The following is a 21,037-nucleotide window of genomic DNA, read 5'->3' on the forward strand; positions in this document are numbered from 1 at the left end:
GCATTTGCATCAGCTCATCGCCTGCAACGGCACTATTTACCTGACACCCCTCGCGCCGCCATATTTACCGGACATTCACGCAGTACCCCGGTTCGCTGCACGCGTTTCGTCAGATTGAGAAATTTTTTCAACCGCCGCACGGCCCCGCATGACGGGGCTTTGCGGCGATCCTGCCGACGAATTGAAAATTTTTCTCGAAACTCAATCGGGTCAAGTGAATCACATTGGTTGCTGGGATTCGTCTTATCTTCAAACTTGCCTTGAATCGAAGGAGGATAAACACCATGGCGCTTACCGACACGATCGAACACAAGCTGGACCGCGGCCTGTCCGACATCCGTCGCACCGGCCGGCGCGTGGGGCGCACGACGCGCTCGGCCGCCCGCGACCTGCATGCCGACGTGACCGACGATCTGCGCGGGCTGGTCGACGAACTGGAAGACCTGCTGAAAAACGATGGCGATGGCGATGTCGCCGCCCTGCGCAAGCGCGTGCAATCGCGGCTGGACGAAGCGCGCAGCGCGCTCGACTATGCGTCGGGCAGCGCGGCCGCCCGGCTGCGCGATTCGGCCGAGCGCGTATCGCAGGCCGTGCACGACAACCCCTGGCAGACCGCCGGCGTCGTCGCGGGCCTCGCGTTCGTTGCGGGCCTGCTCCTTTCCCGCCGTTGAACGGGGCCGCCGCCCCGTCCGTCATCCCATCAGACAACGAAGGAGAATCGCCATGCAGAAGTCCCTCGCCATGAAGGCCGCCGCTGCCGTGATGCTCGGCAGTCTCGCACTCGCCGGCTGCACGACCACCCCCGACAAACCGGAAGGCGCCGCGGCCAGCGCGTCGAAGCGCGAGTCGATCGACGCCAGCGTGAACGCAACGCTGTCGCGCCTCTATTCGACGGTGCCGGGTTCGCGTGAGCTCGTCTCGAAATCGCGCGGCGTGCTCGTGTTCCCGAACGTGCTGCAGGCCGGCTTCATCGTCGGCGGCCAGTCCGGCAACGGCGCATTGCGCGTCGGCGGCAGCACCGTCGGCTACTACAACACGTCGTCGCTGTCGGTCGGCCTGCAGGCCGGCGCGCAATCGAAGGCGATCGTGTTCCTGTTCATGACGCAGGATGCGCTCGACTCGTTCCGCAGGTCCGAAGGCTGGGCCGCCGGCGCCGACGCATCGGTCGCGGTCGTGAAGGTCGGCGCGAACGGTGCGGTCGACACCACCACGGCCACCGCACCGGTCGAAGTGCTGGTCCTGACCAACGCGGGCCTGATGGGCGACCTGTCGGTGAACGGCACCAAGGTCACGAAGCTCAATATCTGACGATGCGACGCGCGGCCCTGCGCCGCGTCCGCTTCCCGGCAGCGCCGCGGCCCCGGCCGCGGCGTTTTCGCATGTGTCTTGCGCAGCGGCTATGATGGCGGCACCTTTGCGGGCATACTCCCGTTCGGGCCGCTCCACGCCGCGTTCCGCCGCGAACCCGTGACATTCGCGAGCCGATCGCGCCCCGGGCAACGCCATTCAATCAAACGAAGCAACAATCTGCGCGAACGCCATCCATGGAAAGCGGACACGATCACCAAAAATTCTTCTATTTCCTGCTGGCCGCGGTCACCGTCGGACTCTGCTGGATCCTCGCGCCGTTCTCCGGCGCCGTGTTCTGGGGCACCATTCTCGCGATCCTGTTCCAACCCGTGCAGCGCTGGCTCGCCGCACGCTTCGGCAAGCGGCGCAACCTGGCCGCGCTCGTGACGATGTCGCTGATCATCCTGATCGTGATCCTGCCGCTCGTGTTCGTCGCAGCGACGCTCGTGCAGGAAATCGCGTACGTGTACCAGGAAATCAAGACCGCGCAGCCGAACTATTCGCAGTACTTCCAGGACATCATTCACGCGCTGCCGACGTCGATCCAGCACCTGCTGCAGAAATACGGGCTGACCAACATCCCCGGCATCCAGAAGAAGCTGACCGACGGCGCCGCACAGATCAGCCAGTTCGCGGCCACCCAGGCGCTCAGCATCGGCCAGAACACGTTCCAGTTCGTCGTGAGCTTCGGCGTGATGCTGTACATGGTGTTCTTCCTGCTGCGCGACGGCGGCGAGATCGGCCGCCGCGTGCGCCGCGCGCTGCCGCTCGACGAAGAGCACAAGAACCTGCTGCTCGCGAAATTCACGACGGTCGTGCGCGCGACCGTGAAAGGCAACATCGCGGTCGCGCTCGTGCAGGGTGCGCTCGGCGCGCTGATCTTCTGGATCCTCGGGATCGAGGGCGTCGTGCTGTGGGGCGCGCTGATGGCGTTCCTGTCGCTGCTGCCGGCGATCGGCGCGAGCCTCGTGTGGGTGCCGGCCGCGCTCTACTTCCTCGCGATCGGCGCGATCTGGAAATGCGTGATCCTCGTCGCGTTCTGCGTCGGCGTGATCGGCCTCGTCGACAACCTGCTGCGCCCGATCCTCGTCGGCAAGGACACGAAGATGCCCGACTGGGTCGTGCTGATCTCGACGCTCGGCGGGATGGCGCTGTTCGGCATCAACGGCTTCGTGATCGGGCCGCTCGTCGCCGCGCTCTTCATGGCGAGCTGGGACATCTACGCACGCTCCGAACAGGGCGAATGACGCCTCGCGCGGCCGTGTGCCGCGCCCCCGGCCGACGGCGATCCGCACCTCTGCGGAATGCGTCGGTCACGGATGACGAATGTTGATCAGCACGGGCGCCACGGCGCCCGTTGCTTCGTCCGCCGCAATCGTCATCACGCCGCCATACGGGCCCACGCGATGGACACGGCCCGACGCCAGCGGCACGCTGCGCCCGTCGCGCGCATCGCGCCATGTTGCACGCATGCCCGCAGCGGCATCCGGCGCGAACGGCTCGCCATCGGCCCCGACCAGCATCACCTGCGCGCCCGGCAAGCGCCGTCCATGCGCATCGAACCGGAGCGTGGCCGTCGCCCCGCCGCCGGCCGCCTCACGCACGTCGACGCGTGTAACCGACGGCGCATCGAGCGTCACGTCGTAGAGCGCGACGAGCGCGCCCGCAAAGTGCACGACGCCGTCCGACCTGGCCTGCCCGGCCGCCATCGCATTCGACATCGCCAGCACGACACCGAGACAGCACGCCATCCTCAGCACGGCACCGGCGCCTCGCGTCGCCCGATTGCGCACGACTGCCGTGACCGAGACCGCCCGCTTCGCGTTGTTTCGCATGCTCTCTCCTCTGCTGCGTCACCAGAAAAACAGGCGGCGTGACACGTCGGTCACGCCGCCTGTTTGCTGGCATTCACTTTAGGGAGAGCGGCCCGGACAATATATGGGACAAGTCCTAAACTGCGGCCCGATTGATCGAACTCACGGCCATCGACACGGCCTCGCGGCACGGTGCGACCGGCATCGCACGGCCCCTTACGCGTCCGGATCGACGCGCAGCACGAGCTTGCCGCGATGGTCGCCGTCGAACAGCCGATTCAGCACGTCGGGTGCGTTTTCGAGGCCGTCGGCCACGGTTTCCTCGGCCTTCAGCCGGCCGTCGCGCAGCCAGCCGGAAAGCGTCTGCACGGCTTCGCGGCTCTTGCGGTAATCGAGGATCAGGAAGCCGCGCATCGTCAGCCGCTTCGAGATCAGCACGCCCACGTCGTCGGCCGCGCGCCCGCTGTTGTAGTTCGCGATCACGCCGCACAGCGCGACGCGCCCGCCGATCACCATCCGCGACAGCACCGCGCGCATCACCTCGCCGCCGACGTTCTCGAAGTTCACGTGTACGCCGTCGGGCGTGGCCGCCTTCAGCTGCTGTCGGAAATCGTCGGCCTTGTAGTCGACGGCCGCGTCGAAGCCGAGCGTCTCGGTCAGGTAGCGGCACTTGTCCGCGCCGCCCGCGATACCAACCACGCGCGCGCCATGGATCTTGCCGATCTGCCCGGCGATCGAGCCGACCGATCCGGCCGCCGCCGACACGACGAGCGTTTCGCCCGGCTGCACCGGCGCGATGTCGGTCAGCCCGTAGTACGCGGTCAGCCCGCTCATCCCGCACGCGCCGAGCAGCGTCGGCAGCGACAGGCCCGACTGCGCGGGCAGCTTCACGAGCTGCGCGGCCTGCTCGGCCGGCACGGCCGCGTAGTCCTGCCAGCCGACGAGCCCCTGCACGAGGTCGCCTTCCGCGAAACCCGGATGGCGCGATGCGACCACGCGCCCGATGCCGAGCGCGCGCATCACCTCGCCGATCGCGACGGGCGGCAGGTACTGCGGCACGTCGCTCATCCACACGCGGTTGGTCGGGTCCATCGACAGATACAGCACGCGCACGAGCACCTCGCCGTCCGCGAGCGCCGGCACCGGCGTCTCGACGAGCGAAAAGTGTTCGCGGCCGACCCGGCCTTCGGGGCGCGTCTTCAGCAGCAGCTGGCGGTTCACGGGTGTGGACATGATGTTCTCCTCCGGTCGTTGTTGTTCGGGATGCGCGTCAGACCGCGCACATGCCGCCGTCGATCACGAGTTCGGCGGCCGTCACGAAGCGGCTCTCGTCGGACGCGAGATAGACGGCCGCATGCGCGACGTCGTCCGGCTCGCCGAGCCGGCGCAGCGGAATGCCGCGCGCGAGCTTGCGCGTCGCGTCGCGTTCGCCGAGCGACTGGAACAGCGGCTCGACGATCCCCGTGCGAATGAACGCCGGGTGAATCGAGTTGCAGCGCACGTCGATCTCCCGGCGCGCGCAGTCGATCGCGACCGACTTCGTCAGCGACGCAACCGCCGCCTTCGACGCGTTGTACGCGGTGAAATCCGGCTCGACCTTGAACGCGGCGACCGACGAGATGTTGATGATCGACGCGGGATGGCTCTCGGCAAGATACGACAGCGCATGCTTGCAGCCGAGCACGATGCTCTCGACGTTGATCGCCATCACGCGCCGCCATTCGTCCAGCTCGATCTGCGCGGGCGAGCCGATCGAGCCGACGCCCGCATTGTTGACGAGCACCGACAGCCCGCCCATCGCGTCGACCGCCTGTGCGAGCAGCGCCTGCCAGCGCGCTTCGTCACGCACGTCCTGCGTCGCGGCGAACGCCACCGGCGTCGCGTGGCCCGCGTTGAGTTCCTGCGCGAACGCGTCGAGCACCGCCGCTTCGGCGATGTCGGTCACGAACACGCGCGCGCCCTGCTCGACCATCCGGCGCGCGATCGCGCGGCCGAGGCCGCCTGCGGCGCCCGTGATGTATGCGCACTTGCCTGCGAGGCGCGGGGAAACGGCTGTCATGTGACTTGCTCCTGTCGTGAATCGTCGTCGCGCACCGCGGCAGCGACGGGGGTTCCGTACGTATCGCGGTCAACGCAGGCAGGTTGCCGGCGCATCGGCGCCGGGATGCACGCTACGGTTTCCGCGAGTATATCGAGATGAATGCGACACGCGCCGGACAGGCCGGACAGCCGGCCCCGGTCGAACGACAGCCAGCGTACGCGATTGATGCCAATCGATGAAATGAATATTCGTTATGCCCGGTCATAACCATCTTTCATGGCTTGAGCCGGCGCGGGCGATCGGACGAGCCGGCCGGCCCGTCGACTCAGGGTGACGACGGGGATTGCCGACCGCGCAGGCGCGGAAGCGATCGGGAAGATGAACGGGAGGGAATCGTGCAACCGCCGGCAGAATGCCGGCGGCAAGAAGGCGGCGTCGAGGCCGCCGCCGTCGGCAACCGTCAGAATCCGTCGCCCGACGGCGCACGCACGAACGCGCAGAACTGCGGCGAATGCGTGTCGATCATCTGCTGGAACGGCGCACGGTGCCCGTACGCGATGCCCGACACGAGCAGCAGGCAGACTGCCGCCACACGCGGCGAGAACGCACGCTGCCGCGCGCCGTCGTAGCCGCGCAGGAACATCAGTGCGACCAGCGCGCCGAGCATCCAGCCGACGACGACTTCCGGCACGGTATGCGAGTGATCGAACACGCGCGCGACGGCCGTGATCGCGCCGACCGCCAGCCCGGCCGCGATGCCGGGCGCCTTGCCCGGCCGGAACGCCTGCCACAGCATCGACAGCGCAACGGTCCACACCGACGTCGACAGCATCGTATGGCCGCTGATCACGCGGAAATCGAATTGCGGAAGCTCGATGCCGCACCCGGCATAGAGAATCTTCGTGGCGCCGACGAGGCCCATGCCGGCGGCGAGCAGCACGCCCCAGCGGGCGGCGAGACGCCAGTCGGTCAGCGCCAGCCAGGCCGCGCACGTCAGCGCGATCGGCAAGGTCAGCGCGGCATCGCCGATGTTGCTGATTTCACCCCACATAACGGACTTCGAAGACGATGGAAAGGCCGCAGTTTACCGTATGCGCGCACGGCATCTGTGTCAGCCTGTGACAGGCTGTATCAGCCCGCGACACCGGTAATCAACAGCAGGTTGGTGCCGGTAATGACGACGAACAGCGCCCACGCGGCAACCCGCATCCCGCGCCCGATCGCATGCTCGCCCATCGTGTTGCGATCGCTGACCGAGCGGATCAGCGGCCACATCGCGAACGGCAGCTGCAGGCTCAGCAGCACCTGGCTCCATACGAGCAGTTGCCCGACCGAGCCGTCGCCGAGCCACAGCACGCCGATCAGCGCCGGCACGAGCGCGAGCCCGCGCGTGATCAACCGGCGCTGGTAGCACGGGATCTTCGTATGCAGGAAGCCGTCCATGATCACCTGGCCGGCGATCGTGCCGGTCAGCGTCGAGCTCTGCCCCGACGCGAGCAGCGCGATGCCGAACAGCAGCGCGGCCGCCCCGCCCGCGATCGGCGTAATCAGCTTGTAGGCCTGCTCGATGTCGGTCACGTTGTGCTGGCCGGTCGCATGAAACGCCGCGCCCGCCACGATCAGGATGGCGGCGTTGACGAGCATCGCGACGAACAGCGACACGAAGGTATCGATGCGCACCAGCGCGAGCGTATCGCGGATCATGCCGCGCGCACCGCCGACGACACGCCGCGTCTGCACGACCGACGAATGCAGGTACAGGTTGTGCGGCATGATCGTCGCGCCGACGATGCCGAGCGCGAGCACGATCGCGTCCTTGCGGTCGTGGCCGGGGTCGCCCGGCACGAGGCCGCCGACCACCGCATGCCAGTCGGGCGGCGTGATCGCCACCTGCGCGACGAAGCAGAACGCCATCGTCGCGATCAGCCCGAGCACGATCGCCTCGATCTGCCGGAAGCCCTTGCCCTGCAGGCCGAGCACGATCACGGTGTCGAGCGCGGTCAGCACGATCCCCCACGCGAGCGGCACGCCGAGCAGCAGCTTGAACGCGAGCGCGCAGCCGAGGACTTCCGCGATGTCGCACGCGATGATCGACACTTCGGCGGTCACCCACTGCACGATGCGGCCGAACCGGCCGTAGCGATCGTAGCTGGCCTGCGCGAGATCCTTGCCCGCGACGAGGCCGAGCCGCGCGGCGAGCATCTGCAGGAAGATCGCCGCGAGGCTCGAGAACGCGACGACCCACAGCAGCGAATAGCCGAACTGCGAACCGGCCTGGATGTCGGTCGCCCAGTTGCCGGGATCCATGTAGCCGATCGCGACCAGCAGGCCGGGGCCGAAGAAGCGCTTGAGCTTCTGCCAGCGCGGTGCGCCGGCATCGATCGTGATGCTGCCCTTTACTTCCGACGGGCAGAAAGGGGCGGTGGCGGTAGTGGGGAGGAAGGGCATGAAAACCGGGAATCGAGATCGCGACAGGACGATTCTACGGGTATCCGTCCCGTTTTTCCGCGCTCGGCCACGCAGGCGTCGCAACCTGCCCCGTCGCCGTCGCAACATGCGGCGGCGCGCCCCGCGTCCGTATCGGCCGATACCGTGCCGTGCGAGAAGATCTTTTCCCGCTCGGACACGCGAAATTCGGTCGGCGATATCAGAAGGCGCTGGCGAAACAGCTTCGCGAGCCGCTCGCCGCTGCCGAACCCGGTGCGCCGCGCGACCTTGTCGGCCGGCAGCGTCGTATGGATCAGCATGTGGCACGCGCGCTCGAGCCGCACGTGCTGGACGAACTCGGTCGGCGTCACGCCGATTTCCTTCTTGAAGCGGCGCAGGAAATTGCGCTCGCTCATCGCGGCCGCCTGCGCGGCATTCGCGATCGAGATGCGGTTCACGCTCTGCGCACGCAGCCGCTGCGCGGACATCCTGATCGACGGGCTCGCGCTCAGTTCGCGAAACGCCCACATCGACTGTGCATAGCGCTGTTCGACCGGCCGCATCATGTTGCAGGCGATCTCCTGCGCGGCACTGTCGCCCAGGTCGGCGCGGAACATGTCAAGCGCGGCGGCGAACACGTCGGTCTCGCCGGCCTGCAGCTCGACCGCCGCGGCGGCACGACGCCGGCCGGGCCGCACGTCGAGTGCCGTCGACGGCCGCTGCGTGGCCGCGAGTGCGGGCAGGTCCATCGCGTCGACGATCCACCGCGCATGATGCCGAATGTCGGTCAGGCGACGCTGCAACGCGTCGTCCCAGTTGACGGCCGCGCGATCACCATGAAGATGAAAGAACGCGAGCGCGCGCCGGCCGTGCTCGTCGCCGAGCGGATCCGCTGCGATCCTCACGCCGGACGACGACTGCAACAGTCCTCCGCTTTCGGATACGTACTTCAGCTGGTAATCCGCACTGTACGCATGCAGGCGATTCGCCAGGTTGAAGGCCTCGCCAAGACGCGCGGCCTGTGCCAACGAAAACCCCGTACTCAAATAGATAACGACCCACCTCTGATCTGCTGCATTCACTGGCCAAGCCCCCGACTTGTTCGACTTCTTCTAATACCGTCGAACTGTCAGGCTTATATTTGGTTTGAATGCGTGCGACAGGACGGCTATCCCGAAATATGAAGCGACGGCATCTTAGCCGAACGGGTCGCGCCTTTGGCGTGAAATGGCCGACGTGGACAGCATGATGGCGGATTACTACAGGCTGTCGGCGGCCACCGGCAGGCCAGCACAGAATCGCATGCGTGATGCAGCCGATTGTTGCAGCCGTCTTGCGTCACGACGTGCCCGATCGATTGCGTTTCGCCTATCGGTTCGATCGATCCCGATGCGCATCGACCGCACACGATTGCGGCGCGCGACCACCGGCGCATCCGTTGCCTGCGCATCCTTTAGAATCGAGCCGTCCCTTACCTCGCCCTCCGCGCTCCGTGCCCGCCGATCATCGTCTCGACCTGAACCTGTTTCGCGTGCTCGACGCCATCTACGTGCATGGCGGCATCGGCGCGGCCGCGCGCGCACTGCATCTCACGCAGCCGGCCGTCACGCATGCGCTCAACCGGCTGCGCGCGCATTTCGAGGATCCGCTGTTCGTGCGGCAAGGCAATCGTGTCGTGCCGACCGAACGCACGCGTTCGATCATCGCCGACGTGCAGGTGCACCTGAAGGGGCTGCAAGGCACCGTGCGCGATCCGTCGGCATTCGATCCCGCGACGCTCGACCTGAGCATCGCGGTGGGTATTCGCGACGTGCTCGAATCGATTGCCTTGCCGCGGATCGTCGCCGCGTTCGCCGACGAAGCGCCGGGCCTGCGACTCGTGAGCCGCCGCGTCGCGGTACCGGACCTCGAGCGCGAACTCGCGTCGGGCAACATCGATCTCGTCGTCGACCGTCGCGTGCAGACGGGCCCGCGCATCGCCACCGAACACCTGCTCGACGATTCGCTCGTCGTCGCACTGCGCCGCGATCATCCGCTCGCACGCGACCCGCTGCGGCGCGGCGACTATTTCGCGGCGCAGCATATCGCGGTGTCGTCGCTCGGCGAGCCGCAATCGCTCGACGTGCTGCTCGGCAACGACGGCCGCTTCCGCGACATCCGGCTCACCTGCCAGCACTATTTCGCCGCGTGCCAGATCGCCGCGACCGGCGACCTGCTGGTCACGCTGCCGCAGACCTATGCGGTGCGGATGGCCGCGCTGCTGCCGATCGTCGTGCTGCCGCTGCCGTTGCGGCTCAAGCCGTTCCCGCTGCTCGCGTACTGGCACGAATCGCGCGACACCGATCGCGCGCACCAGTGGGTACGCGAACGCATCGCCGCACTCGTGCGCAGCAGCGCCGGCATCGCCGACGCGTAGCGTCACGGCGCGCGCCGTCGCAACCGGGACGGTATGCTGACGGCTGCACGCCGCCGCGCGGCGCCCGCTTTCTTTTTCTTCTCACCGGAGACTTGCCATGTCGCTCATCCATGCCGCAGCCGTCCTCGATGCCGACGCGCCCGATTACGTCGTCCAGCTGCAGGCCGGCACGCACGCGCTGACCGGCGACGAAGCGCCGCGCGAAGGCGGCCAGGATCGCGGGCCGGCCCCGTACGAATTCGTGCTGGCCGGGCTCGCGCAATGCACGGCCGCGACGCTGCGCATGGTCATGCAGCGCAAGACGTGGCCGGCCACGCGCATCGCCGTGCGCACCGAGCTGCATGCGGATCACGAAGGCGTGCAATACGTGCGCCGGGTCGTGACGCTCGACGGCCCGCTCGACGACGCGCAACGCCAGCGTCTCGCGGAAATCTGCGAGAAGACGCCGGTGACGCAGTTCATCAAGCGCGGCACGCGGATCGAAACGACGTTGAACTGATATGGACGGCAAGCGGCACGCGATCGTCGCCTGCAATGCAGAACGGGCGGGCCGCGCACGATGCGCGACCCGCCCGTTCATCGATTCCGCGTGGCGCTTACAGTCCGAGCGCGGACAGATCCAGCTTGCCGCCCTTCATCGGCGGGCACCAGAAATACGCGCCCCCCAGCGGCCGCGTGAAGCGGAACAGGCCGTCGACGATCCCGTCTTCCGCACCGCTCATCCGGCGCATCTGCACGTCGAATGCGCGGAACGAGCAGCCGAACGCGACGAAGTAAAGGCCCGCACGGCGCGCATCCGACCACGGCGACGAACGGCGCAGCATGAACGCCTCGGGTTCGAAGCTTTCCTGCGCGGTGCGCTTCACGTGCGCAAACTCGGGCGCGTCGTCGAGCTCCTCGTTGTCCGAGCGGCGGCGCCCGATGATGTTGTCCATGTCGCCCGACGGAATGCGCTCCATCTGGTCGAAGTCGTGCAGCCATTGCTGCACCGCGACGAAGCTCGCACCATCGAGCCCCGCGCCCTGCCCCGTCACGATCGCCGCGGCCACCGCGTCGTCGCCCTCCGGGTTCTCGGTGCCGTCCTCGTAGCCGGACAGGTCGCGATCGTTCGAATAGCGGAAACCGTCGACGGCATCCTGCAGCACGAACGCCGGCGCGAGCGCCCGTTCGATCGCCCGCGCACGCAGCACGATCTCGCCGCGGTCGTCGGCGCGCAGCCAGATCCACACGTCGGCCGGCGTCGCCGGCAGCGTGCGGTCCTTCACCGCGAATGCCGGGTACTCGGTCAGGCCCGGAACCGGGCGCCCGAGGTGTGCCGCCAGCGCCTGTCCGAAACCGACGACCGTGTCGCGCCCGTCGACGATCTCGCGCAGCGCGGCCAGCGCCGCTGCCGCATTGCCGTCATTCGACATCGTGAAAGTGAGGTATCGGGCCGCCGTGTCGATCGGAGCCAGGATGCCTTGCTGAACGTCGCTCATCGTTTCCTCAGGAATGGTTCGGGGTGAATCTGTACGGGCCGCTTCGGCGCGCACCGCGGACGCCGCAGTGTAATCGATGCGCGCGCCGGCCCGGGCCCGCCAGCGCGCCACGCTCGCGAAAAGGGGCCAAAGCCCTGAATACTAACCGTATCGACGCCGCAACGTCGCATTCGTCAGACGTTGCAGCGCGCGCGGCACTACTGATAGAATCTTTACACGTCTTTTCGGCGTCTTTTCAACCGCTTACACACTTCAGGGAGGTGCAGATGTTCCGAATGCCAGCAACCTTCCCGAACGTGGTCCCACGGCGCAGCTGATCCAGCCCGCCGTCCGCGCAGGCTCCCGAGTTTTCCGCTGACCCGTCAGCCGCGCTTTTCCCGACAGCCCGTTTCGTTCCGCCCGCGTTTTTCGCGCGGCCCGGCTGTTGCGTTTTCGACGTTCTCCGAACCGGAAAGTCCCGTCGCGCGATGCGCCGGGCAACGATACATGACCAGAAAAACCACCCATCTGGGCGGCCACGCATTCCAGGCCGTCTTCGGCTTCACCATCCGTTACTGGCGCAAGCAGCCGGCGCGTACCGCCACGGTCGCGGGCTTCGCGCTGCTCGCCGCGCTCGCCGACGTCCTCACGCCGCTGTTCGCCGGCCGCCTGATCGACGCGCTGTCGACCGGCCTCACCGACCGCGCCGCCGGCTGGCATGCGGCCCTCGTCGCGTTCGGCACGCTTGCCGCGCTCGGCATCGGCGCGACCGTGCTGCGGCAAGGCGTCTACCTGAACATCATCACGCTCACGCTGAAGATGATGAGCGAGATCGCCGCCGCGTCGTTCCACCGCGTGCAGCGTTTCTCGACCGACTGGCACGCGAACAGCTTCGCGGGTTCGACCGTACGCAAGATCACGCGCGGGATCTGGGCGCTCGACCTGCTCAACGACACCGTGCTGATCGCGCTGCTGCCGTCGGTCACGATGCTGGTCGGCGCCACCGCGCTGCTCGGCTCGCACTGGCCCGTGATGGGGCTCGTCGTCGGCGCGGGTTCGCTGCTGTACATCTCGGTGACGGTCGCGGTATCGCTCGGCATCGTCGCGCCGGCCGCGCGGCTCGGCAACCTGTGGGATACGCGCATGGGCGGCGCGCTCGCCGACGCCGTGAGCTGCAACGCGGTCGTCAAGGCGTTCGGCGCGGAAACGCGCGAGGAAACTCGGCTTGCGCGCGTGATCGCCAAGTGGCGGCAGCGCACGCGCCGCACGTGGGTGCGCGGCACGTTCAACGGCGGGTTGCAGGGCGCGATGCTCGTCGCGATGCAGGCCGCGATGATCGGCGTTGCGCTGCGGCTGTGGGCGAACGACGAGGCGAGCGTGGGCGACATCGCGTTCGCGCTGACGATGTTCTTCATGCTGCAGGGTTACCTGCGCGACGTCGGCATGCACATCCGCAACCTGCAGCGCTCGGTGAACGACATGGAAGAGCTCGTCGCGCTCGAGCGCCAGCCGCTCGGCATCGACGATCGTCCCGGCGCACCGGCGATCCGGATCGGACAAGGCGAGATCCGCTTCGAGCACGTGACGTTCCGCTACGGCAACCATCCGGTGCCGTTGTACGACGATTTCTCGATGCGGATCGCCCCCGGCGAGCGCGTGGGCCTCGTCGGCCACTCCGGGTCGGGCAAGACGACGTTCATCAAGCTGATCCAGCGCCTGTACGACGTGTCGGGCGGCCGCATCACGATCGACGGCCAGGACATCGCGCGCGTCCAGCAGGATTCGCTGCGCGGCCAGATCGCGATCGTCCAGCAGGAGCCCGTGCTGTTCCACCGCACGCTCGCGGAGAACATCGCGTATGCACGCCCCGACGCGAGCCGCGCCGACATCGAGCGCGCCGCGCGACTGGCCAGCGCGCACGACTTCATCGTCGCGCTGCCGGACGGCTATGACACGCTCGTCGGCGAACGCGGGATCAAGCTGTCGGGCGGCGAGCGCCAGCGCGTCGCGATCGCGCGGGCGTTCCTCGCCGATGCGCCGATCCTGATCCTCGACGAAGCGACGTCGAGCCTCGACAGCGAAAGCGAGCTGCTGATCCAGCAGGCGATGGAGCGGCTGATGGTCGGCCGCACGACGCTCGTGGTCGCGCACCGGCTGTCGACCGTGCGCGCGCTCGACCGGCTGCTCGTGCTCGATCGCGGCAAGGTGATCGAGGAAGGCAACCACGACGCGCTGATCCGCATCGACGGCGGCATCTACCGCCGCCTGTTCGAGCGGCAGGCGCTGGAGCTCGCGAAGGGGCTCGCCGATTCGCCGCGGCGCATGGCGGATGACGAAGCCGGGCCGCTGGGGGAGCCGGCGGAAGCCTGATGTACGCGCCCGGTGGCGGGGTCAGCGCCGCCGGGCCGTGCCGACAACCGGATCCGGACCGAGGCCGTGCCGCGTGCACGGCCTTTTTTTCGTCCGCGCGACACGTTCGCCGCCCGCCCCTTGCGCGCGCCGCGGCGCCTCCGCTTCCGGGATCACTTATCATGTCGGTCAGGAAATTTGCGACAAGGGATCGATCATGTTTACAGGCATTGTTCAGGGTGTTGGCGTCATCAAGGCCATCGCGGATCACGGGGAACTGAGAACGTTCAGCATCGAATTCCCGGAGCGGTTCACCGACGAGATCGAGATCGGCGCCAGCGTGTCCGTCGACGGCGTCTGCCTGACCGTGACGACCATCCATTCGCCCGAGCTGATCGACTTCGACGTGATGCTGCAGAGCCTGCGGATCACCACGCTGGCCGACCTCGAAGCGGGCGCCCGCATCAACGTGGAGCGGGCCGCGAAGGACGGTGCGGAGATCGGCGGGCATCCGCTGTCCGGCCATGTCGACTTCACGGGGACGATCCGCCACATCGCGGAATCCGAACACAACCGGATGGTGCGCATCGGCGTGCCGGACGACTTCAAACGGTACGTGTTCGCAAAGGGCTATATCGCGATCAACGGCTGCAGCCTGACGGTGTCCGACATCAATCGCGACGAAGGCTGGTTCGATATCTGGCTGATTCCCGAAACCCGGCGCGCGACGACCTTCGAAGCGAAAGGCGTCAACGACAAGGTCAACATCGAGATCGAGCGCAGCACCCAGGTGGTCGTGGATACGATCCGGGAATCGGTCAAGGAAACGCTCGGCGAACTGACCGGCGTCGTCACCGCGCTGCTGGCGGAAAAGGGCATCGACATCGAGGAACTGCTGGCGCGCAACGTCGCTCGCCTGCCGAAAAAGTAACGGATGCCGGCGGGCTAGGTGATCCTCTGGATCACCGCGTACCGGCTCCCGTCGGAAAACACCTCGACCCACGGCTCCGATTCCTCGAACGTCCACAGGACAAGCTCGCGATCGTCCGGTTCGTCGTCGTCGGGCCAGGCCATGTTCCACCCGCCCGCGACGGCCACCACGCCACCCGTGTAGAGCGGGCATTGCGTCATCCATTCACGCGCGTAGTCGTGCGCGGCGACGCCCTTGAAGTTGCCGTTGAATCCCCAGTCGCGCTGCCAGCCGTGGGCATCGAGGTAGGCGTCGAGCGCGGCGGAGCCGAAGCGGAACACCGCGTCGACCGGCGGGAGCGACGTGGCGTCGGACCGGCACAGCGGATGATCGGAGCGGACGGGTTGCGTGGCCGTCTCCACGCGGCCCGACGTGCCGCTGTCATCGAGATACACGTTCAGCCATGCGCCGTCGCGCTCGACGGAAATGCATAACGCGTCGGCATCGACGCCGTGCCAGTAGCCGGTGACGGGCTCTCCATCGTCCGCGAAGCGATACGCATGGCACGGCCTGGCAAGGCGCTTCGCTTCGATCAGGAAGTCGTCCAGCGTCATCGAATTTCTCCCCTGTTGGAACGCCCCGGGTATCGCAGGACACCACCGCGATCGAACGACATCCATCGCGGCCCCCTCCCCCTCATTCCGCCTCGGCCTGCGTCCCCTTCCCCACCGCCACGCGCTGCGCGCGATAAATCCCCGCGTGCCCCGAAAACAGGTACGCGACGACACACGCGACGATCGCATACACGCCGATATCCGCGCCGAACAGCTCGATCGCCATGATCGTCGATGCGATCGGCGTGTTCGCCGCACCGGCGAACACCGCGACGAAGCCGAGCCCCGCGAGCACGGGCACCGGCAGCGCCAGCACCTGGCCGAGCGCATTGCCGAGCGTCGCGCCGATGTAGAACAGCGGCGTCACTTCGCCGCCCTTGAATCCCGACGCGAGCGTGACGACGGTAAACGCGAACTTGCCCGCGAAATCGTAAAGCGGCAGCGGCCCGTGAAACGCGGCTTCGATCGTCGGAATGCCGAGGCCGAGATACTGCGGCACGTTCAGCACGGTAGCCGCCACCGCGACCAGCAGGCCGCCGACCACCGGCTGCAGCGGCGCATAGCGGATCGCGCGGCGAAACCACGCGGTCAGCGCATGCGTCGCGAACGCGAACAGCCGCCCGACCACGCCGAACGCGATGCCCGCGACGACCGTCACGGCCAGCCCCGTCGCCGACACGGCCGGAACGAACGGAATCGCATAGACCGTGTGATGCACGCCCCACGCGCGGCACACGACGTCCGCGACGATCGCCGACGCCACGCAAGTCAGCAGCGCGTCGTACCGCACGCGCCCGATCGCGAGCACCTCGAGCCCGAACACGGCGCCCGCGAGCGGCGTGCCGAACACCGACGCGAAGCCCGCCGCGATGCCGCCCATCAGCAGCACGCGCCGATGCTCGCGATCGAGGCGGAACACGTGCGTGACGCGATCGGCGAGCGCGCCGCCCATCTGCACGGCCGTGCCTTCGCGCCCGGCCGAACCGCCGAACAGGTGCGTGACGACGGTCGCGACGAGCACGAGCGGCGCCATGCGCTTCGGCACGAGCGCCTTCGGGTCGTGAATCTCGTCGATCAGCAGGTTGTTGCCGCGCGCAACCGACTGGCCGAAGCGATGGTAGATCCAGCCGGTGGCGAAACCGGCGGCCGGCAGCCCCCACAGCAGCCACGGATGCGCGACGCGCGTGCCGGTCGCCCAGTCGAGCGCCATCAGGAACAGCGCGGAAGCCGTGCCGGCCAGCGCGCCGAGCAAGGCTGAAAGCGCGAGCCAGCGGCACACATAACGCACGGTCGCGAGAAGATCGGCAGAAGTCGTGAAAAACATGATTTCCAGATTCGACAGAACATCAAAACCTGGGCGGCAGAATACCGCATGGACGGCCTGCGACCTCCTGACGACCCAGGAACACGCAGGCATCATCAGCCGGGCAAACCGGCGGTTGAGGGCCGCCCCGCGCACGCAACGCGCCGGGAACGACCGCAGGGAGGCATGCCATCTCCGCAGGCCGCAATTGTACGCGACGCCGCGCAGCACGCGCAATGCGCGCGCCGGGGCGCCGCGACAGGCCGGCGCCCGCCCGGTGCGCCGTCAGTCGCGCGACGCGAGCGCGATCCGCGAAATCAGTTGGGGCGCGATCCGCTCGAGCGGCAGGATCGCCGACGCCGCACCGATCGCCGCGGCCGCCTTCGGCATCCCGTAGACGGCGCTGGTCGCCTCGTCCTGCGCGATCGTGTAGCAGCCCTTCGCACGCATCGCCTTCAGGCCGAGCGCACCGTCGCGCCCCATGCCCGTCAGCAGCACGCCGAGCGCATCGCCCTGCCAGCCGTCCGCGACGCTGTTGAAGAACACGTCGATCGACGGTCGGTACGGCGTTTCGGCCGGATGCCGCGTATAGCCGAGCACGCCGCGCGGCGACAGGGTCAGGTGGTCGTTGGTCGCCGCGAGCAGCACCTCGCCCGCCTGCGGCACGCTGCCCTGCCGCGCGACGCGCACCGGCAGCCGCGTATAGCCGTCGAGCCATTCGGCCATGCCGTACGCGAACGCCTGGTCGACGTGCTGGACGATCACGATCGCGGCCGGGAAATCCTCAGGCAGCGCACGCAGCAGCGCGGTGAGCGCGGTCGGCCCGCCCGCGGACGCGCCGATCGCGACGAGCGTCGGCTGGCCGCGCGCGGGCGTCGGCCCCGGCGGCACCAGTGCCGCGGTGCGGCTCTCGAGCAGCCGGCCGATCTGGTCGATCTTGGCGAGCAGCGCCTGCGGCGACGCGTCGGTCGACAGCCCGAGCGCGAGCGTCGGCGTATCGACCGCATCGAGCGCACCGGCGCCCATCGCCTCGTAGACCGACGACGTGTTGGCGCTAACGCTCGCCGTCACGACCAGGATCGCGCACGGCGCCCGCGCCATGATCCGGCGCGTCGCGGCGACGCCGTCGACCTTCGGCATCACGAGATCCATCAGCACGACGTCGGGGGGATGCGCGACGCAGAAATCCACCGCTTCGTCGCCATCGGTCGCGACCCACAGCACGCGGTGGTCGGCACGCAGCGCGATCACGCGGCGCAGCGCCTCCACGGCCAGCGGCAGGTCGTTGACAATGCCGATGTTCATCCGCGTGCGTCCCCGATCAGGTCGTGCACCGCATCGAGCAGCGCCTCGTCGTGGAAGCTGCTCTTCGCGAGATAGTAGTCGGCGCCGGCATCGAGCCCGCGGCGGCGATCCTCGTCGCGATCCTTGTACGACACGATCATCACCGGCACGCGCTTGAGCATCGGGTCGCCCTTGATCAGCGTGACGAGTTCGATCCCGTCCATGCGCGGCATGTCGACGTCGGTCACGACCAGGTCGAACGCATCGCTGCGCACCGCGTTCCAGCCTTCCATCCCGTCGACCGCAACCGTCACGTCATAGCCGCGCTTTTCCAGCAGCTTGCGTTCGAGCTCACGCACCGTCAGCGAATCGTCGACGACGAGCACGCGGCGGCGCCGGTCGGCGAGCGCGAGCTGCGGATCGCGCGTGAGCCGCGCGAGCTGCCCGCCGCGCACGAGCTTGTCCACCGAGCGGATCAGGTCCTCGACGTCGACGATCAGCACGGGGTCGCCGTTCTCGAGCAGCGCACCGGCCGCGATGTTCTGGATCTTGTTCAGACGGCTGTCGAGCGGCTGCACGACGAGCATCCGCTCGCCGAGGAAGCGGTCGACCGCGACGCCGTACAGCTCGGGCTCACCGCCGACGACCACGACCGCCGTGCTGGTGCGCGCGACGTCGGGCTCGCCCGCGTCGAGCAGCTGGTGCGCGGCGACGAGGCCCGCGCGCCGGCCGTCGAACGGAAAATGCGGCTGCCCTTCGAGCACGTCGATGTCGTCGTGCGCGAGTTCGAGCGTGCGGCGCACGTGCGCCAGCGGAAACGCGTACGGCTCGCCGCCGACTTCGACGAGCAGGCTGCGGATCACCGACAGCGTGAGCGGCAACTGCAGCACGAAACGCATGCCCGCCCCCGGCTCGTTGAAGATCCGCACCGCGCCGCGCACGCCGCGCACCATCTCCTGCACCGCATCGAGGCCGACGCCGCGCCCCGACACGTCGGTCACCGCGTCGCGCATCGAAAAGCCCGGCAGCAGCAGGAATTCGAGCAGTTCGGGATCGGACAGGCGCGCGGCCGTCTCGTCGTCGGTCAGGCGCTGGCGCACGACGGCCGCTCGCAGCGCGTCCATGTCGACGCCGGGCCCGTCGTCGATCACGCTGACGAGCAGCGAGCCGGCGCTGTGGCGCGCTTCGAGTGTGACGCTCGCCTCGGCCGGCTTGCCGCGCGCGTGTCGCGCGTCGGGCGAATCGACGCCGTGGTCGATCGCGTTGCGCAGCAGGTGGCCGAGCGGCGCGTCGAGCAGGTCGAGGATGTCGCGATCGACCTGCGTGCCTTCGCCGACGATCGAGAAACGCACCTGCTTGCCGAGCGAGCGCGCGAGATCGCGGACGATGCGCGGATACGCGCGCGTCGCATCGCCGAACGGCCGCATCCGGCATTGCAGCGCCTCGTCGTACAGCTGCTCGGCGATATGCGTGCTGCGCCGCTCGAAACGGTCGAACTCCTCCATGCGCTCGGCAAGCGAACGCTGCAGGTCGTTGAGCATGTGCCGCACTTCGTTCATCGATGCGAGCATGCCCGCATCGAGATCGTCGGCGAACTGTTCGTACATCAGGTCGAGCGAACGCGCCGCGTCGCGCTGCGCCCGCTTCACGCGCAGCATCGATTCGGCGAACGGCTTGAGCCAGCGCGATTCGACCAGCGATTCGCCGGACAGGCTCAGCAGCCGGTTCAGCGTATCGGCACGCACGCGGCGCATCGCGCCGGCCCCCGCCACGCGGCCGGCCTGGGCCGAATCGGGCACCGCGCTCGACACGGCGAGCGGCGGCACGGTGGCGCCGGCCCCGACAGGCTCGTTCGCGGCGCCGTCGTGGTCGCGATACGACATGACGGCCGGCGGCACCGGCGGCGGAGCCGCGGACGATGCCTGCATCGTCTGTGCGCCGTCGGCGCCCGTCAGCGCGGCGGCAAACACGTCGATCTCGGTCGGCGTGACGGGCTGCGCCTGCGGATCGCCGACGCGCACCAGCAAGTCGACGCCCGCCAGCAGCACGTCGACGTGCGTGGCCGTCAGCGCGATCGTGCCGGCCTGCGCCGCGACGAAGCACTCCTCCATCCGCCCCGCGATGTCGACGCCGAGCGGCACGCCCACGATGCGCGCGGCGCCCTTCAGCGAATGCGCGGCGCGCATGCACGCTTCGAGCGCGACGGAATCGGGCTCGCCCGATTCGAGCGCGAGCAGCCGCTCGGACAGCGCCTGGGTCTGCGTGCGGGTCTCCTCCCGATACAGCTCGAGCAGCGACAGGTGGCTCAGGTCGTCATCGCCGCTCATCGCATGCTCCGTGTGACGGCATCGAACAACCGATCGTCGTCGAGCAGGCCCACCGACTTGCCGCGCCACGACAGCACACCGCGCGACAGGCCGGCGCTCGCGCGCCCGACCGTCGCCGGCACGGGCACCCAGTCGGATGCACCGAAGCGCAGCACGCCCTCGACTTCGTCGACCGGAAACACGACCGGTTCGCCCTGGTGTGCAGCCACCAGCAGCCGCGTGAAACGGCCGTCGTCGCTGCCGCTGCCGCGCTTGCCGGCCTCGAGGCCGAGCAGCGCGCCGATCGAGATCGCGATGCGCAGCGTGCCGCGAATGTTGACCACCCCGCGCACGGCGGAATTGCGGCGATGCGGCAACGAATGGATCGGGCGCGTGCCGGCGATCTCGCGCAGCACGCCGATCGGCAGCGCGAGCCATTCGTCGGCCACGCGAAACGCGAGCGCCGCGTGGCGCGTATCGCCGTCGTCGCCCTCATGCGTCGTGTCGAGCGCGCTCATCCTGCGCGTGGCGTCGGCCATCTCGGCGGCGTCGATCGGACGCTCGAGCAACTTGGCCGCGTGATACGCGTAGACCGAACAGTTCAGGCAGCGCAGGCAGTCGTTCAACCGCTCGCACGAGCGATCGCCGCGCGTGCCGATCCGGTTCCAGCAATCGTCGACATCGATCGTCGTGTCGTCAGTGGCAGCGGCGTCGCGGTTCATCAATTCCTCTGGTCATCGCGGTGTCGGTCCCTATCCCGTCGTCG

Annotated in this window: 19 protein-coding genes and 1 riboswitch; of the genes, 7 read left to right on the forward strand and 12 right to left on the reverse strand. The window is 68.3% G+C overall.

Annotated features, from left to right (window positions below):
• The first annotated feature begins 284 nt into the window (after positions 1-284).
• The 3 genes from AC5LXK_RS27575 to AC5LXK_RS27585 all read left to right on the forward strand — a co-directional run bounded on the left by AC5LXK_RS27575 (position 285) and on the right by AC5LXK_RS27585 (position 2,597).
• Complete coding sequence (locus AC5LXK_RS27575; protein ID WP_493391817.1) at positions 285-671, forward strand: ElaB/YgaM/YqjD family protein; 387 nt, start codon at positions 285-287, stop codon at positions 669-671.
• Between the two features lie 52 nt (positions 672-723).
• Positions 724-1,308: a BPSL1445 family SYLF domain-containing lipoprotein gene (locus AC5LXK_RS27580; RefSeq protein ID WP_493391818.1), complete on the forward strand. Its 585-nt coding sequence runs from the start codon at positions 724-726 to the stop codon at positions 1,306-1,308.
• A 236-nt stretch (positions 1,309-1,544) separates the two neighbouring features.
• The gene (locus AC5LXK_RS27585) at positions 1,545-2,597 is read left to right on the forward strand and encodes an AI-2E family transporter (protein ID WP_493391819.1); all 1,053 of its coding nucleotides are present in this window, start codon (positions 1,545-1,547) and stop codon (positions 2,595-2,597) included.
• A 66-nt stretch (positions 2,598-2,663) separates the two neighbouring features.
• Here the strand turns inward: AC5LXK_RS27585 and AC5LXK_RS27590 are convergent, their stop codons facing one another.
• The 6 genes from AC5LXK_RS27590 to AC5LXK_RS27615 form a co-directional block, all read right to left on the reverse strand.
• Entirely contained in the window at positions 2,664-3,185 is a 522-nt protein-coding gene (locus AC5LXK_RS27590; RefSeq protein ID WP_493391820.1) for a thioesterase, read from the reverse strand.
• Positions 3,186-3,380: 195 nt separating this feature from the next.
• Positions 3,381-4,397: an NADP-dependent oxidoreductase gene (locus AC5LXK_RS27595; RefSeq protein ID WP_493391821.1), complete on the reverse strand. Its 1,017-nt coding sequence runs from the start codon at positions 4,395-4,397 to the stop codon at positions 3,381-3,383.
• Positions 4,398-4,434: 37 nt separating this feature from the next.
• Complete coding sequence (locus tag AC5LXK_RS27600; RefSeq protein WP_493391822.1) at positions 4,435-5,223, reverse strand: SDR family oxidoreductase; 789 nt, start codon at positions 5,221-5,223, stop codon at positions 4,435-4,437.
• A gap of 442 nt (positions 5,224-5,665) precedes the next feature.
• Positions 5,666-6,256, reverse strand: a complete 591-nt coding sequence (locus AC5LXK_RS27605) for a phosphatase PAP2 family protein (RefSeq protein WP_493391823.1) — start codon at positions 6,254-6,256, stop codon at positions 5,666-5,668.
• 80 nt (positions 6,257-6,336) lie between these two features.
• Positions 6,337-7,653 (reverse strand): Nramp family divalent metal transporter, encoded by a 1,317-nt coding sequence (locus AC5LXK_RS27610; RefSeq protein ID WP_493391824.1) that lies wholly within the window; start codon positions 7,651-7,653, stop codon positions 6,337-6,339.
• Positions 7,602-8,660, reverse strand: coding sequence for a helix-turn-helix domain-containing protein (locus AC5LXK_RS27615; RefSeq protein WP_493391825.1), 1,059 nt, complete (start codon positions 8,658-8,660; stop codon positions 7,602-7,604). The genes AC5LXK_RS27610 and AC5LXK_RS27615 overlap by 52 nt, the downstream gene beginning before the upstream one ends.
• Before the next feature lie 464 nt (positions 8,661-9,124).
• Between AC5LXK_RS27615 and AC5LXK_RS27620 the strand changes: the two genes are divergently transcribed.
• Positions 9,125-10,048 carry a LysR family transcriptional regulator gene (locus AC5LXK_RS27620; RefSeq protein WP_493391826.1) on the forward strand — a complete coding sequence of 308 codons (924 nt, stop codon included), beginning with the start codon at positions 9,125-9,127 and terminating at the stop codon, positions 10,046-10,048.
• Positions 10,049-10,145: 97 nt separating this feature from the next.
• Positions 10,146-10,547 (forward strand): OsmC family protein, encoded by a 402-nt coding sequence (locus tag AC5LXK_RS27625; RefSeq protein WP_493391827.1) that lies wholly within the window; start codon positions 10,146-10,148, stop codon positions 10,545-10,547.
• A gap of 97 nt (positions 10,548-10,644) precedes the next feature.
• Here the strand turns inward: AC5LXK_RS27625 and AC5LXK_RS27630 are convergent, their stop codons facing one another.
• Positions 10,645-11,526: a Dyp-type peroxidase gene (locus AC5LXK_RS27630; protein WP_493391828.1), complete on the reverse strand. Its 882-nt coding sequence runs from the start codon at positions 11,524-11,526 to the stop codon at positions 10,645-10,647.
• 486 nt (positions 11,527-12,012) lie between these two features.
• On the opposite strand from AC5LXK_RS27630, the gene AC5LXK_RS27635 reads away from it, so the two are divergent.
• Both AC5LXK_RS27635 and AC5LXK_RS27640 read left to right on the forward strand, forming a co-directional pair.
• Complete coding sequence (locus AC5LXK_RS27635; protein ID WP_493391829.1) at positions 12,013-13,875, forward strand: ABC transporter ATP-binding protein; 1,863 nt, start codon at positions 12,013-12,015, stop codon at positions 13,873-13,875.
• A gap of 196 nt (positions 13,876-14,071) precedes the next feature.
• On the forward strand, positions 14,072-14,785 hold the full coding sequence (locus AC5LXK_RS27640) for a riboflavin synthase subunit alpha (protein ID WP_493394073.1): 714 nt from the start codon (positions 14,072-14,074) through the stop codon (positions 14,783-14,785).
• 14 nt (positions 14,786-14,799) lie between these two features.
• Here AC5LXK_RS27640 and AC5LXK_RS27645 read toward each other — a convergent pair whose 3' ends face one another.
• The 5 genes from AC5LXK_RS27645 to AC5LXK_RS27665 form a co-directional block, all read right to left on the reverse strand.
• Positions 14,800-15,378 carry a hypothetical protein gene (locus tag AC5LXK_RS27645; protein ID WP_493391830.1) on the reverse strand — a complete coding sequence of 193 codons (579 nt, stop codon included), beginning with the start codon at positions 15,376-15,378 and terminating at the stop codon, positions 14,800-14,802.
• An 82-nt stretch (positions 15,379-15,460) separates the two neighbouring features.
• Positions 15,461-16,702, reverse strand: a complete 1,242-nt coding sequence (locus tag AC5LXK_RS27650; protein ID WP_493391831.1) for a voltage-gated chloride channel family protein — start codon at positions 16,700-16,702, stop codon at positions 15,461-15,463.
• A gap of 79 nt (positions 16,703-16,781) precedes the next feature.
• A riboswitch (Fluoride riboswitch) is annotated at positions 16,782-16,887 on the reverse strand.
• Between the two features lie 79 nt (positions 16,888-16,966).
• Positions 16,967-17,986: a chemotaxis response regulator protein-glutamate methylesterase gene (locus AC5LXK_RS27655; protein ID WP_493391832.1), complete on the reverse strand. Its 1,020-nt coding sequence runs from the start codon at positions 17,984-17,986 to the stop codon at positions 16,967-16,969.
• Entirely contained in the window at positions 17,983-20,292 is a 2,310-nt protein-coding gene (locus tag AC5LXK_RS27660; RefSeq protein ID WP_493391833.1) for a hybrid sensor histidine kinase/response regulator, read from the reverse strand. Before AC5LXK_RS27660 ends, AC5LXK_RS27655 begins: the two co-directional genes overlap by 4 nt.
• Entirely contained in the window at positions 20,289-20,993 is a 705-nt protein-coding gene (locus AC5LXK_RS27665) for a chemotaxis protein CheW (RefSeq protein WP_493391834.1), read from the reverse strand. The genes AC5LXK_RS27660 and AC5LXK_RS27665 overlap by 4 nt, the downstream gene beginning before the upstream one ends.
• Positions 20,994-21,037: the final 44 nt, after the last annotated feature.

It is taken from the genome of Burkholderia pulmonis, assembly GCF_984667975.1.

Bases quoted from the DNA above. Each gene is read 5' to 3' on its own strand.
- AC5LXK_RS27575 (WP_493391817.1), top strand. From the start codon at position 285: ATGGCGCTTACCGACACGATCGAACACAAGCTGGACCGCGGCCTGTCC.
- AC5LXK_RS27580 (WP_493391818.1), top strand. From the start codon at position 724: ATGCAGAAGTCCCTCGCCATGAAGGCCGCCGCTGCCGTGATGCTCGGC.
- AC5LXK_RS27585 (WP_493391819.1), top strand. From the start codon at position 1,545: ATGGAAAGCGGACACGATCACCAAAAATTCTTCTATTTCCTGCTGGCC.
- AC5LXK_RS27590 (WP_493391820.1), bottom strand. From the start codon at position 3,185: ATGCGAAACAACGCGAAGCGGGCGGTCTCGGTCACGGCAGTCGTGCGC.
- AC5LXK_RS27595 (WP_493391821.1), bottom strand. From the start codon at position 4,397: ATGTCCACACCCGTGAACCGCCAGCTGCTGCTGAAGACGCGCCCCGAA.
- AC5LXK_RS27600 (WP_493391822.1), bottom strand. From the start codon at position 5,223: ATGACAGCCGTTTCCCCGCGCCTCGCAGGCAAGTGCGCATACATCACG.
- AC5LXK_RS27605 (WP_493391823.1), bottom strand. From the start codon at position 6,256: ATGTGGGGTGAAATCAGCAACATCGGCGATGCCGCGCTGACCTTGCCG.
- AC5LXK_RS27610 (WP_493391824.1), bottom strand. From the start codon at position 7,653: ATGCCCTTCCTCCCCACTACCGCCACCGCCCCTTTCTGCCCGTCGGAA.
- AC5LXK_RS27625 (WP_493391827.1), top strand. From the start codon at position 10,146: ATGTCGCTCATCCATGCCGCAGCCGTCCTCGATGCCGACGCGCCCGAT.
- AC5LXK_RS27630 (WP_493391828.1), bottom strand. From the start codon at position 11,526: ATGAGCGACGTTCAGCAAGGCATCCTGGCTCCGATCGACACGGCGGCC.
- AC5LXK_RS27635 (WP_493391829.1), top strand. From the start codon at position 12,013: ATGACCAGAAAAACCACCCATCTGGGCGGCCACGCATTCCAGGCCGTC.
- AC5LXK_RS27640 (WP_493394073.1), top strand. From the start codon at position 14,072: ATGTTTACAGGCATTGTTCAGGGTGTTGGCGTCATCAAGGCCATCGCG.
- AC5LXK_RS27645 (WP_493391830.1), bottom strand. From the start codon at position 15,378: ATGACGCTGGACGACTTCCTGATCGAAGCGAAGCGCCTTGCCAGGCCG.
- AC5LXK_RS27650 (WP_493391831.1), bottom strand. From the start codon at position 16,702: ATGTTTTTCACGACTTCTGCCGATCTTCTCGCGACCGTGCGTTATGTG.
- AC5LXK_RS27655 (WP_493391832.1), bottom strand. From the start codon at position 17,986: ATGAACATCGGCATTGTCAACGACCTGCCGCTGGCCGTGGAGGCGCTG.
- AC5LXK_RS27660 (WP_493391833.1), bottom strand. From the start codon at position 20,292: ATGAGCGGCGATGACGACCTGAGCCACCTGTCGCTGCTCGAGCTGTAT.
- AC5LXK_RS27665 (WP_493391834.1), bottom strand. From the start codon at position 20,993: ATGAACCGCGACGCCGCTGCCACTGACGACACGACGATCGATGTCGAC.